Origin of the sequence: Sphingobacterium zeae (assembly GCF_030818895.1) — a bacterium.
Lineage (GTDB): Bacteria > Bacteroidota > Bacteroidia > Sphingobacteriales > Sphingobacteriaceae > Sphingobacterium > Sphingobacterium zeae.
Genome location: NZ_JAUTBA010000001.1, coordinates 3635375 through 3649326, shown reverse-complemented (window position 1 = coordinate 3649326; position 13952 = coordinate 3635375). Strand labels below are relative to the sequence as shown.

Below are 13952 nucleotides of genomic sequence, written 5' to 3'. Positions count from 1 at the left end.
TAACAAACGAATTTTCAATCTAAATACCTTATGAAAAAGTCCGTAAAAACCCTGCTATTGATGCTGATGCATGTGAATGGCTATGCTTTGATCCAGCAGGCAGACAAGTCAATTGACCATGTCCGATTTAAACAGCTCGTCAAATCCATCGAGCAACGCAGTGATTATCGCTTTGTGTATGATCCCAATGAGATCAATCCGGATCTACCAGTAAATGTCAATTTAAACAACGCCAATATTCCTGAACTCCTCAGGCAGGCGTTCTCAGCTAAAGGCATACGCTACCAAATTGTCAAAAATACCATTGTACTCCAGGGGAAGGGGGCTGCAAAGGCGGTCCAGATGACCATTTCCGGTCGGGTCAGCAATGGATCCGGTGCAGCGCTTGAAGGGGTTAGTGTACGCGTTAAAAATAAGGTAGCTAGTACGATGACCGATGCTAACGGTGGTTTTAGTTTAAATGGCCTGCAGCAGGATGATATACTACTTTTGAGTTATGTGGGCTACCGCAGCAAGGAAGTCACGGTTCAGGCTAAGGGTATCATCGACATCAGTCTCGAGGTAGATCCCGGTAACCTGGATGAGGTAGTGGTAATCGGTTACGGGACGTCTTCGATACGCAAAAATACGGGTTCGGTATCTAGCGTCACGAGCAGGGAGATCGAAACACAACCGGTACTAGACCCCTTGGCGGCCTTGCAGGGGCGCGTTGCCGGACTCAATATCGCCTCCAATTCGGGCTTGCCGGGCAGCTCCTTTCAGGTGCAGCTGCGTGGCGTCAACTCTTTGACTAATGGCAGCAGTCCGCTTTACATCATCGACGGTATTCCATTTTCGGACGAAAGCATGAACCAGTTTACCTCGGCCAATGGCAACCAAAGTCCGCTCAGCCTGATCAATCCAAGGGATATTGAACGCATCGATGTGCTGAAGGATGCCGATGCAACAGCCATTTATGGCTCCCGCGGTGGTAATGGAGTGATCCTGATCACAACGAAAAAGGGAAATAAGAGCGGTCTTAAAATAGACTTTAATGCCAATGTGGGCTCCGGTAAAGCCATTCGAAACCTGAAGATGCTCAATACCGAGCAATATTTGGAAATCCGGAAAGAAGGCTTTAAAAACGATAACTTGAAAGCGACAGCAGATAATGCACCGGATCTGCTCACTTGGGATCAGTCCGCCTACAGCGACTGGCAAAAGGAGTTTTATGGTGCATCTTCTCCTTTCTCGACCTATCAGCTGTCATTTTCCGGAGGTAACGAAAATACCCAATACCTGGCCAGTGCCAATTTCAATCGTCAGGGGGATCCCTTGCCGGGCAATAAGAATTATCAGCGCGGTGGTGCGCTGTTGAACTTGTCTACGCAGTCCAAAGATCAGCGATTTAAGCTCAACAGCAGTTTCAACCTTAACCTGGACCGTAATAATACCGTACCGACCGATATTGCGCAGTTCTATAACCTGGCGCCCAACTATCCTTTATATGATGAAAAGGGCGGCTATTATTGGTTCCAACAGAGTTTACAGAATCCCGCCGCCTATATGGAGCGCTCGAGTGTTTCGAAATCAAAATCCCTTTTGGCCAACTTTTCTGCCGAATATGCGATCTTACCCGAACTGGTCGCAAAAGTCAATTTGGGCTACAACCTCAAAAGCATGGACCAGACACGCCTGCTGCCCAATGCGGGATTTAATCCATTGACGAGCACGGGTTCAATGGCCTCTTACGGGAATTCGGATTATCAGTCCTATATCATTGAACCGCAATTAAACTACAGCAAAACCTTTGGTAAACATGATTTTAAACTACTTTTGGGGGGAACCTGGCAGCAAAGGGTCAGCGAAGGGAAATATTTCGATGGCAGCAGTTACCCGAGTGATTCGCAGCTAAACAATATCGGCGCTGCAGGTATCCTTGTGAATCGCAACAATCAGTATGCCGATTACCGTTACCAGTCTGCATTTGGCCGGATCAATTATGCCTATGCCGACAAATATCTGTTGAATTTCAGCTACCGAAGGGATGGCTCTTCCCGCTTTGGGCCCAACAATAAGTACGGTAATTTTGGGTCGATCGGGGCAGCCTGGGTGTTCAGCAGCGAAGAATTTCTCCAGGATCAGTCTATCTTGAGCTTCGGCAAGTTACGTGCCAGCTGGGGAGTGACGGGCAATGACCAGATCGGCGATTACCAGTACCTCGATACCTGGGGAACGGGCTTTGCCTACCAGGGCATCACGGGGCTTTATCCAACCCGGGTGTTTAATCCCAATTTTGGATGGGAAGAAATTAAAAAGAAAGAACTGGGTCTCGACTTGGGTTTCATCAGAGATCGTATATTCCTTACGGCCAATTATTACAACAATAGATCGGATAATCAGCTGATCAATATCGTGCTCGCACCGCAGACCGGCTATAATTCTTATTTTGGTAATACACCCGCATTGATTGAAAATAAGGGCTTTGAGTTAGAGCTAAGCAGCGTGAATATCCAGAAGGAAAAGTTCAGCTGGAAAACCAATTTCAATATCACTTTCCCTTCCAATACCCTGCTGGAATATCCCGGGCTTGCAAGTAGCAGCGATGCGAGGCGATACGTCATTGGCGAGTCCACCCGTATCGTCCGCGGATTTGAGTTTACGGGAGTGGATCCGCAAACCGGGGTCGCTCAATTCCGGGATGTGGATGGTGACGGGAAAATTACGGATTTCAACGATTATGTGACGCTGGGATCCCTGCTGCCAAGGTACTATGGCGGTATGGGCAATAATCTGAGTTATGGCGATGTGAGCCTTGGATTTCTATTCCAATTTGTCAAGCAGGAGGGCCCCTCCATTGGTTACGGCCCACAGGCAACGACCATTGGCGGATTGGGCAACCTGGATGAATATGTGTTAAACCGTTGGCAGCAGCCCGGAGATGTGACGGATGTACCACGCGCCACAGCCAACAGCGCCAACGAAGCCAATCTGGCTTACCGAAATTACTACCGCTATTCATCGGCAGTATGGGACGATGCGTCGTTCATCCGCTTAAAAAATGTATCGCTCAGTTACGATATCTCCAAATGGGCAAAGAAGATCAATATGAGCCGCGCTGTGGTACAGTTTAATGCGCAGAACCTCTTTACCTGGACAAGCTTCAGAGGTATGGATCCCGAGATGCCTGGATTTGACCGCGCTTATGTTTCGGATGTCAATCCCTTCGGTTCGGTACGGAACAGCGCCACGCCATCCATGCGCACGTATACATTTGCGGTTCAGCTCACTTTCTAATGATCATAAAACTAAAGACTTATCCTATGAACAAATATATCATCTACAGCCTTTTTGCGACACCACTGCTTAACATCTCCTGCAATAAATTTCTGGTCGTGGACCCACCCAAGACGGAAGTGGCGGCAGCGTCGGCTTTCAGTGACGAAAAGACGGCCACAGCAACCGTGGGCGGACTCTATACCAGTATGAACAACTACAATAACCAGTTTGCCAGTGGACTGATGACCATTGTACTGTCCAGCCTGGCCGACGATTATAACTCAGCCTTTACAAGCTACGATGAATACAAATACAATAAACTAAGTCCGGCCACGTCTTATCTCGACCGACTTTGGTCGCAACCTTATAGCTATATCAATCACAGCAATAAGATTATAGAAGGTGTCGAAGCGTCGGCACTCAGCAGCTCCGTGAAAGCGCAGTTATCGGCCGAGGCCCGTTTTACGCGCGTGTTCAATTACTTTTACCTGAGCAACCTCTTCAATAAAGTGCCTTTGATCACGGATACCAAAGATTTGGAAGCCAACAATCAAAAGGGGCCGGCTTCCAGGGAAGAGCTCTATGCTTTCATGGTGGATGATCTACAGAAAGCTGCTGTTGATATTGCGGATGCTTATCAGGGCAATGAGCGTACCCGCCCTAATAGAAAAGCAGTTGACGCGCTATTGGCCAGGGTCTATCTGTATCATGGCGACTGGGCCAATGCCGAAGCGATGGCCGACAAAGTCATCGCGGATAATCGGTATGAACTGTCGCGCGACCTCAATACAGTTTTTTTGAAAACGAGCAAAGAAGCGATCTGGCAACTGCAGACGGTAAATCTTTCCACTGCCGGGGTCAACACCTGGGAAGGCTTCAGCATCGTTCCGGCAGTAGCTACAGCAAGGAGTTACTATCAGGTGTATGATGCCACGGTAGCGGCCTATGAGGAGAACGATTTACGTAAAGCGATGTGGTTAAAACCTTATGTGGTAAGTAATAAGACGCTTTATATGCCGTATAAGTATAAGGTGCGCACAGGCGCACCTGTGACCGAATACAATACCGTGCTGCGCCTTGCCGAGCAGTATCTGATCCGTGCAGAAGCGCGGCTAAACCAGAATAAGTTGCCGGCGGCATTACAGGATATCAATCAAATCCGCGAGCGTGCAGGCCTTGCTGCATTGCCACAAACCCTGGACAAAGCGGGCATCGCCCTGGCACTCGAAAAGGAGCGTCAGCTGGAACTGCTCGGCGAATGGGGACACCGTTGGTTTGACCTGGTGCGAACAAACAGAGCCCTGCCTGTACTTTCGAAGGTCAAAACAGACTTTACTGAAAGCGATACCAAAATACCGATCGCCAGTGCTATTCTAATCACAAATGCTAACCTCCAACAGAATGATTAAGCTATATAAACAGGCCTCGCTGCTATTTAGACAGGCCTTGCTGCTGCTGTTGCTGCCAGCAACCTTGGGAGTGCAGGCACAAGTAAGCATTTCGCCGCAAAAAGCAGCGGCCGGTGATACCGTGACCATCAGCTTTGATCCGGGGAAATCTACTGCTGCTCCTGGCGCAGGGCCATTTTTCGTAGATTTCAACTACTCCAATTTTTACGAATTTCCGAGCCGCATGGCCATGCAGCAAGAAGGTGAAATCTGGCGTCTGCGTTTTAAACTGCCTGCCTACGCCAACTTTTCCTGCTTTACGATCGCCGACAAAGACAAGAAATTTGTGCAGCAGGCAAGTGATAGCAGTCAGTATGAGATCTACGTCTATAAGCAGGGTAAACTGATTGCCGGCAATTACCTGGGAAAATCATATAGCGTACCGGTTCAGGATAAAACCTCAGATCATATCTTAGCTACCCAGGAACATTATCTCAAAAAAGAGCTGAGTCTGTATCCCGACAATTACGAGGCACAGCTCCGACTGATTGTGCTACAGATGAAAAACGCTGGTCCGGCCCAGCAGGAGCGGCTGTTGCAAAAGGGCTTGGCGGTGGTGGAACAAAAATTTAGAAGCAATCCGCTCTTTGAAGGGAACCTCAACAAGGTGACCATGGGTTATCTGATACTCGGCCAAAATCAAAAAGTAGATTCGATCCGCCAGGTGGTGATCGACGAGTTTCCCAACAAGAAGATCGGCATAGCCTATCGGCTCAATAAATTGTTTCGCGAGCAGGATTCCACGGCAGTGGTTGCCAAGATCGGGCAGCTTCTTGGCCTTAAAACCGCCGATAATGAGGCGGCCTATGGCAGCGCTTACGACTATCTTTTTACCTACTATGTGCGGCATGGTGACAGCGTACAGGCCAAGAAATACCTGCCCCTGATCACCCGATGGGAGCAAGATCCCTACAAATGGCGTGCATACAATCAGTATGTGCAGCTGCTCTTAGATCATAAGCTGATGCTGCAGGAGGCGTCCAAACTCAATTTGTATCTACTCGACAGTGTTGCGGCCTATCCGGTAAGTCTAATACGCTATTTCCCCGAAACGGGCTATCTGGTGGCCCATGATCCGGCCAGGGCGGATAAGATTGCTGCCGTAAAAGCAGAAATTATAGCCAATCAGGGACTTATCCTTGCGCAGTTAAACCAGCCCGAAGCGGCCCGTGACTGGTTTACTAAAAGTATCCCTACACTCAAATCGGCGGCATTGCTCCGCGCAGTGGCCATGCAGTATCAGCAGTGGAATGATCCAAACAGTGCAATACCCGCATTGGAGGCAGCCTATCGTTATGCTCCTTTTGATGCGGCGACGCGTGAGCTTCTCGACAAAGCGATCATTAAAAACGGAACGGACAATGCTGCCGAACGGCAGGCTTATTTTAGCAAGCTTGACAAGCAATGGAAACAAGCATATTACAAGGAGTTTCAGAATATCATCGGCAGTACACCATTTCCAGAGGATATCAGCATTGTCGATATGGACAAGAAACCGTTGCTCAAAACGGAACTGAAGGACAAGATTGTCATCATTGATTTTTGGGCAACCTGGTGCAAGCCCTGCATCGCCTCATTTCCCTATTTGCATCAGGTATACAAGAAATATGCGGATGATCCGCAGGTGAAGTTCGTTGTCCTCAATTCGGGCAGTGGAAACAGCTGGGACGATGCGTACAAATGGGCAAAGGCCAATCCCGAATTTGACTTTACATTTTATTACAATCAGGATAAAAAGCTCAGTAGCAAGCTGGATATCACATCCATTCCGACAACATTGATCCTGGACAAAAAGGGGAACATCCGCTTTCGGAAAGTGGGATTTGAAGGTGAAAAGCTACTGCAGAGCTTGGATGCCATGATCGAATACCTCAAAGAATTGGAGGATTAATTTGTTGAATGCGTCCATGCAGCTGTTCGGGCATTAAAAAAGACTTGAATAACAAAGGGTTTAATGATTGAAGACCCTTTGTTATTAGCAAAATCGATATCTTATTTTGAAGGAGGGAGCTCAACCTTGCCCTTAACCTGTTGCATAACCAGCTGGTGGAAATAATCAACAATGTCTGCATACTGCTGATCGTTCGCGAGATTAATCAATTGATGGGGATCGCGAACCACATCTGTCAGCGATTTTCCGGTACCATGTCCGAAAAATTCCGCATATCGCCATTTTTCAGTTCGAACGGTGATCCCCGTAACACCTTTTCCATTTTCGTTCCAAACGGTATAAGCAGGTCTTTCCCAGGTTTTATCAGGTTCATAAAGCAATGGCTTTAAACTTTTTCCTTCTAGGTTCTTATAGCTGGGTAGTCCACATAGGTCGACTAAAGTTGGGTAAATGTCTAGCAGCTCCACCACACGAGGAGAAGACTGCCCGTTACCTTGTGCCCGTGGATCGTAAATAATAAAGGGCACTCGGGTGCCTTGTTCCCACAAGGAACCGGCTTTGGACCATTTCCCTTTTTCTCCCAGTTGATAGCCATGATCGCTCCAAAAAACCACAATGGTGTTTTCTTTCAATCCGGATTCTTCCAGTTTCTGTAGTACCCGGCCCACATTCCAGTCCATGTAACTTATGCAGGCAAGGTAGGCTCTGATATATTCCTTGGCTTCTTGTGTCGATGCCGTGCGGTTGACAAAGAAATCGGCATTTCTCCGGCGGATGGATCCGGCCGGAAATCCCACCGGTATACCGGGCATCGATGAAAAATCAGGAGGAAGGGCAATACTGTCTAAATCGTATAGATCAAAAAACTCCCTAGGGGCTACAAAGGGTGTATGCGGTTTTGAAAAGCCGCAGGCCAAAAAGAAAGGTTGCTTGGCTTGTTTGAGATCTTCTAAATATTGAATGGCTTTGTCCGCCACTTTCGTGTCGCCTATATGCCTGGCATCTTCGCCTGTTAGGGCCGCCCATTTATCGGATGCTACTGTCGCTGCGTAGGGTTCTATACGGGGAGCTGAATTGCTGTAGGCTTGCCAATACGATTGTGAGTCCACCGCAGACGGAGCCGAAGCATTGATCACGGTGCCGTATTGTCGTTTCTCGCCGCCAATATCCCAGGCCTCGGTGTCATCTATTCCGCCATGAAAGACTTTGCCACTCCGAATAGTCGTGTAACCGTTTTGCTTAAAATATTTAGGCAGGCTGATCCAGTCTGGAAAAGATGCGTTAAACCATTCTCTATTTCCATACAGGCCACTGCTTGTTGGGCGTTTCCCTGTTAACAACGATGATCTGGAGGGGTTGCACAATGGGTATTGACAATAGGCATGTTCAAACCATACGCCTTTTACCGCGAGCTGATCGAGGTGGGGGGTATGTGCCAAAGAATGGCCATAGATGCCCATATCTGTTCGCAGGTCGTCCGCAATCAGAAACAATACATTGTATTTTTTGGGAACTGAATTTACAGCTTTCTGCTGTTGTGCTTGCCCCTGTAGACATAGGGCAAGTTGCAGGAAGCATAGTGTAAGGTTAAGAGATATTTTCATTTTGATTTGTTTTCGTTAGCCGTATGCTGTTGTTCATCGAGTGGATTTGCTATAATTTGGATAGGGTGAGCCATTTTATCACCTGCCGGCTCGCGGTAAGCCGCAGCCCAAAGTAGCCTTTGGTATTTTGGATGCCTTCTTCCACAAATAAACGCTTGCCGTTCATCCAGACTTCTGTTTGTCTCTTTGATGCACGTACGAAAGTAGAGATTGTGTCGGAGCGGCCTGCCTCCAGCAAAAAAGGTTTTTCATTTTTCTCGGCCAAAAGTATCCTTTCGCCAGATCCGTCGTAGCGGCGAAACCGGGTTGTACTATTGTTGTTGCCCCCAATACCCACATAGAAAAGGATTAGGTCATTATAACTGTCTAATCTACCATCCCTGGATTTAAGTTTTATTTCGTTGTGCGGCTCCTGTGCGAGCCAAAACTGGTTCAGATCAGAGAGCCGTTTGTTCTCGCCCTTGTCAAGACTTATTTCCCTTTCGTATTGGATGAGGTAATCGCCGGTCAGCAAGGTGTCTAGCCATAAAGTGGCTCCGCCATAGGAGTCAATAACTAATCCTTCGTTGCTCGCTTCAATATGCGACTTGTCGGGATACTCCAGTTCGATGATCCATCGGTTTACTTCGTTTAATGGCACTTTCCATGTGGACTTTTCTTGCGCTGGACTAATAAAATGAATCAACAGCAGCCAAGATAATGTGAAATAGCGCCTTTTAAAAAATTTGAGCATAACGTATTATTTTAGAAACTTACCGACGTAATGTAGGCACTGAAACGTACTTAAGCTCCATTGGGCCGCTTCGTTTGTTGATATATTTTTCCATTCCTGCTGATTGTTCGCTAGCCCTACCAGTGGTATAGTGGTGGCCTGAACGAAGGATCCGGCCTTGGTTCCAAGAAGTTCATGCCATGTTCTTTCTGCCAGCAACTGATCACCCAATTTGAATGCGGCATAAGCCGTAAGCCTGGCATGGCTGCTCCGTAGGTTAAATTTGCCTTCTTTGGTACCCAGCGCATGTAGCCGCTCCTCATCGGATGCGTTGTATAAGCGACAGTATTGCAGCCAGGCTGTTTCAAATCTTTTGTCGGGAATTACAAGCAGTATTTCCTGACAGATTTCGACAAGTCCAAAAACAGCATTCAGATGTGATACCCGCACAGTTTTATCTTTTTGGCGGTCAAATTTTCCGGTAGCAATATCCAGCAGGCTCAGCCCTGTGAAAAAACCTTGCGGTTGGTCGGCGATGCTTTGCATGCTGGCTTTGAGGCGGGCCAATATTTTAGGGTCGAGGGTTCGTTCCCATTCTGTAAACCATGCTGCCGCAATCGCTCCCCAGTCGGTACCAAAACCTACCAGCGCTTTGCCTTTTTCTGTGACAACAGGTTCATCCACTCGCTTGCGAAGGGCCACGATATCTTGAAGCCTATAAGCGGCTTCCACCTGCTCACGCAACAGATCGCCTGTACGTTCATCTGCGGTGAGGTAATAATAAAACCGTCTGTTGAGCGCCGTACTGATACGGAGCTGCTTGGCACTGCAACCCCAATGCATCACATTGTGGCGGCTTCCCAAAGGGGCAAACCGCCCAAGATGATGTACATCTACTTCTCCGGTGTGTCTGCACATGGCTTCGGCAAAACGAAAGCAATCGCGATTGCCCGAACGGAGGTAATAGTACCAGAGCCAAAGATCGGTGCCAAGTTCAGAGTTATCCCAGGCAAAACCGCCCACATCGTATTTCCACACATGTCGATCTGCATCATAACTATGCATGACGTCGCCGTAGTTCCAGAATCCGTACCAACCTCTACGATCAACCTCTCCCTTATAGAAGGTAACGAGTGCATCCAATTTATCTTCCAGCGCCGCTTTCAGGGCCGAGCTGCGGTCTGGAAGCCCCCAGTTGGCGCCAAACACCTGCTGCTCGAAGAGATAGGATGGACTGGCCGATAGTAGTGGTGGTTGCTGGTATGCCTGCGCCAGTTGCCTCAATTTTTCAGACGGGGGGCTCTGGTCGAAGATGGATAAATATAATTCGGAGGTGCGTGCGACACCGATTGGACTTCCGTATCCAGCCTCGTAGTCTTCGTAGGTGATCTCGAGGCCTTCCCATTGTTTTTCATAGCTGTCCTGTCCCATGCCGTCGTGGTAGAATCGCAGGTCCATTGCTTCGGCCTTCGGAGCCCACAACCAGGCTGTCAGGGTAGCTGCATCGGATGCGGCACCACGGATATCCAGCTGGCCCGGATAACTTTGCCAAAAGTTACGAATACCCAAAGCGACTCCAGCGGAAGGTGTCCCTAAGTATGCGGTTCCCATAGCGCGGCCACCATCGTGGCTATGAATCCAAGCATGGCCGGATTTGGTCCGTTTTTCGATGCTGCTGGCAGAGGGATGGGCCTGCAGCAAGGTATAATCGCCAAATTCGGGAATAAAGGGGAGTCCTTTTTTTGCGGTCTCCGTAATGTTCTCCCATTTGACTTCCTTTCCTTCCAGCTGTTGCTTCCGTACCGCGCTGCCTGGATCACGGCGAAGTCCCGTAAGCCCTTTCACCGCTTCGGAAAAGACTTCGCCGTTTTCCCCGACAAAACGAATGTAACGATTGTAGGTCGGCGTATCATGCAATGGCATTACCACAGATAGGCCTATTCCCTTGATAAAATCGCGCTGTTCATCGCCGTCATATAAAAAGGTGTGAATTACTTTTATCGTGGGCGACTTGTCGTAAAGATAAAAACGGACGATAAACGGGATTTTTTTTTGCTCGCCATGCTGATGCGTTCCCGCCACGCGAATGAGGACACGCTGGCTGCCACTGTTTTCGACTACAGTTTTTTCAATATGGGACTGCCATGTAGTCCTATTTAAATTTTCTCCGGGTTCTGCATCAGGGGCATCCTGCAACAAAATCTGCAAGAAAGCAGCGCTAGCAACGAGCCGGCCATCTTGTCGGATTTCCTGTAGCAGCTTAGTTCCCGTCTTTCCGAAAGTCACTTTTAAAAGGCCATTATCGACAGTGATGGACTCCTCGTGCTCCTGTACTTGGATCCCTGGCTGTATGCGCTCACTCGCTGTCAAAAAAAGTTCTTCCTGGATCAGTGTCGATGGATTAGCAACGGCGCATGCCGACCATTTCACGGAACCATCTGGCCAGAAAGCCAAGGGCCAGGTTTGGATGGGGGCCGTATGGCCCTGGTTATCGCGCAGCTCGAATTGCTGCTGTTCCCTTACCTTTCCTTTTGGCCAGGGGACACCGAAAGTTGTCCCCAAAGAGGGTGCTCCCTGTTGCCGGTCGATCCAGTGCAATGGAATGTCCAACGCAGCTTCTGAGTGGTTATCACCGCTTTTATGTGCAGTCCGGTTTGGACCGCCATATAAGTTGAGGCTGGCGAGCGGCCCGATGCCCAAACCGAAGAGGCCGGTGTTTTTTATAAATTTCCGTCTGTTCAATGTCATGTTAAAAGGGTTAATATCCAGGATTCTGATAGGCACGGCGGGCTGTTTCATCAAGGAGCACACCATCTTTATCGGTTAACATACTGATATACGATTGCGGAAAAGGTTTGAAAGTATGGGTTGCCGAAAAGGTTCCCTTTCCGTTGCCGTCCTGACCATTCACTCCGGATGGATTATCCGATTTGGGCCATCCCGCATTTCGGCTCGAAGCAAGCTGGGCATGATGCAACATACGCTCCAGCTGTATTCCTGCATGGTGTATCCCTTCGTATAAGACCTGCTCCGTATTAAACTCGCGCGAGTATTCATTGTAGATAAAATGGACAAAACGTTTCAATTCGGTATTCGCCTCAGACGGATATTGTTCGGCCTTGGATTTCGCGGAGCTTCCGTCCCAATAGGAAGCGTCGACGCTGATTTTATCAAAGGTGGCCGTCGCGGAGCTGTAAGGGTAAGAGCGTTCTTCTGCACGCAATGATTCGGCTCCAGGGTACAAGCGGGCCAATACCTCGGCGCGGTTTTCTCCGGCTTTGTAGGCGGCTCGGTTTCGTAATTTATTGATATCGGCAATGGCATTGGCATAGTCTCCTTTTCGGCCATAGGCTTCTGCACGGATAAGAAAAGTTTCGGCGAGTCGAAAAATGGCTACATCACGCGTACCAAAATGGTTGTCTACTGTACTGCGATTCGGATCGATAAATTTTCGTGAAGATGGACGCACTTTCCGGTTTAATAACAGCCCCGCGTTTCCACTGTACCTGTCGGCACCTGTCTTTCGGTAATAATATTTTCCGTTGTCTTTGATCCATCGCGGATAGAGTACATAAGGTTGTGCAAGGGCCTCATTGATATCAATGGCCGTTTCTTTGCTGTTTTCAAGGAAAACAAGTCCCAAATCAGCGGTTCCAATTTTCCGCTGCCCGGCCTGCGCATTCCGCCCTTTCCAGGATGGACGTGGATAGTTCGGCTTGATATTGGCATTAAAGAAATCGGCTTCATTAGCTTGCCAGGCCAGGGAAGCATTCTTAGCGTCGGTATAGGCAAGACCAGGACCGTCCGATTGGGACGCATTATCGAAAGAAGCACTCTGATATTCGAGCTGGAATGATTTTTCAAAACGGGAATCATTTATTTTATCCGTAAATACATCATAACCCCAGTCTGAGGGTAAAAATCCCTGACCTTTTAGCAGTCCATAAGACCAGGTCCAGCTTGGGATATTCCAGGCCGCATTGCGGTAATCGGCGGTGAAGGCTGCATTGGTGCGCATGCCGTAACGACCATTGTCCAAATTATTACCATAGGAGGCCTGTAGGATGATCTCTGGATTTGTTTCGTTCGTCCAATTTCCTTTCTCAATGGCAAAAAGGTCCCAATAATTTGAGGCCAGGGTGATCCCGGAATTTATGACCTGAGAGGAATAATAAATGGTGGAATCCAGATCTGCTATTCCTTCCCCTTTATATAATAGCCCCTGGTAGGCATTGGGACTTGCGGGGTCTAAAGTGCCGTCTGCATTCCGGTAGGATTTAAAGGCTGCGGCCTGATGGCGCTGCAGGTAAAGTTTCGCTAGGAAATGCTGGGCTGCATTGCGGGTAATCCGTCCGCGCTGCGTCTGTACGGCAATAGGTAAATGCTGCTCGGCAAATCGCAGGTCTGAAATTAATTTGGCATAAATGGTCGCCGAATTTGTTTTGGGCAGATAAAAATTGGCCGGAAGACTGTTGTTGCTTTTCAGAGGAAAAGGAACATCGCCCAGTTGGGTAACCAGTAAGTAATAGGCATAGGCCCGTAGAAAATAGAGTTCGGAAAGCTTTTGATTGGCATATGCCGCGTCATTTGCATACTTTCCTGGTGCTCTTTCGGTAATAATTTCGATGGCTTTGTTGCAGTCATTTATAATGGGGTAGGCCCCCAATAGTTGGGTTTGATAATAGCCGATCAGGTTATTGGCGTATTCGCCTGCGGCTCCTGATGGCGACCACACTGCGGGACTGAAGGTAGCCCATGCATTATCAAGTGGTTCGACGATATCGTTGCCTGTTTCAAAAAGAAAGGGGCCTTCCATAAACCCATATTTAAAACGTAAGATGTTGTAGTTTGCAACGACCAGTTCGTCAAGTCCTTTTTCAGATTCAAAATAGTCTTGAGTAATCGTAGAGACCATTTCTTCTTTGAGAAAGTCTTTGCAGGAACTTAATCCTATTCCTGTCAATAGTATAGTTAAGGCCCAAAGGGCACCTTTTTTTATAGTGTTTTTTTCAAGTCTCATGTGTTGTTGATGCTATTGA

7 protein-coding genes are annotated in these 13952 nt (G+C 48.2%); 3 read left to right on the top strand and 4 right to left on the bottom strand.

Translation table 11 applies throughout. The features are described 5' to 3' along the window. The first annotated feature begins 30 nt into the window (after window positions 1–30). Genes QE382_RS15360 through QE382_RS15350 form a run of 3 tightly spaced genes read left to right on the top strand, consistent with a single transcriptional unit; the run spans window position 31 to window position 6597 of the window. Window positions 31–3276, top strand: coding sequence for a TonB-dependent receptor (locus QE382_RS15360; RefSeq protein WP_307186669.1), 3246 nt, complete (start codon window positions 31–33; stop codon window positions 3274–3276). 26 nt (window positions 3277–3302) lie between these two features. After that, on the top strand, window positions 3303–4667 hold the full coding sequence (locus QE382_RS15355) for a RagB/SusD family nutrient uptake outer membrane protein (RefSeq protein WP_307186668.1): 1365 nt from the start codon (window positions 3303–3305) through the stop codon (window positions 4665–4667). After that, the gene (locus tag QE382_RS15350; protein ID WP_307186667.1) at window positions 4660–6597 is read left to right on the top strand and encodes a TlpA disulfide reductase family protein; all 1938 of its coding nucleotides are present in this window, start codon (window positions 4660–4662) and stop codon (window positions 6595–6597) included. Before QE382_RS15355 ends, QE382_RS15350 begins: the two co-directional genes overlap by 8 nt. A gap of 101 nt (window positions 6598–6698) precedes the next feature. Here QE382_RS15350 and QE382_RS15345 read toward each other — a convergent pair whose 3' ends face one another. The 4 genes from QE382_RS15345 to QE382_RS15330 are packed head-to-tail and all read right to left on the bottom strand — an operon-like array spanning window position 6699 to window position 13933. After that, complete coding sequence (locus QE382_RS15345) at window positions 6699–8201, bottom strand: sulfatase (protein ID WP_307186666.1); 1503 nt, start codon at window positions 8199–8201, stop codon at window positions 6699–6701. Between the two features lie 49 nt (window positions 8202–8250). Next, the gene (locus QE382_RS15340) at window positions 8251–8934 is read right to left on the bottom strand and encodes a DUF6250 domain-containing protein (protein ID WP_307186665.1); all 684 of its coding nucleotides are present in this window, start codon (window positions 8932–8934) and stop codon (window positions 8251–8253) included. 6 nt (window positions 8935–8940) lie between these two features. Further along, the gene (locus tag QE382_RS15335; RefSeq protein ID WP_307186664.1) at window positions 8941–11661 is read right to left on the bottom strand and encodes an exo-rhamnogalacturonan lyase family protein; all 2721 of its coding nucleotides are present in this window, start codon (window positions 11659–11661) and stop codon (window positions 8941–8943) included. Between the two features lie 10 nt (window positions 11662–11671). Beyond that, window positions 11672–13933 carry a RagB/SusD family nutrient uptake outer membrane protein gene (locus QE382_RS15330; RefSeq protein ID WP_307186663.1) on the bottom strand — a complete coding sequence of 754 codons (2262 nt, stop codon included), beginning with the start codon at window positions 13931–13933 and terminating at the stop codon, window positions 11672–11674. Window positions 13934–13952: the final 19 nt, after the last annotated feature.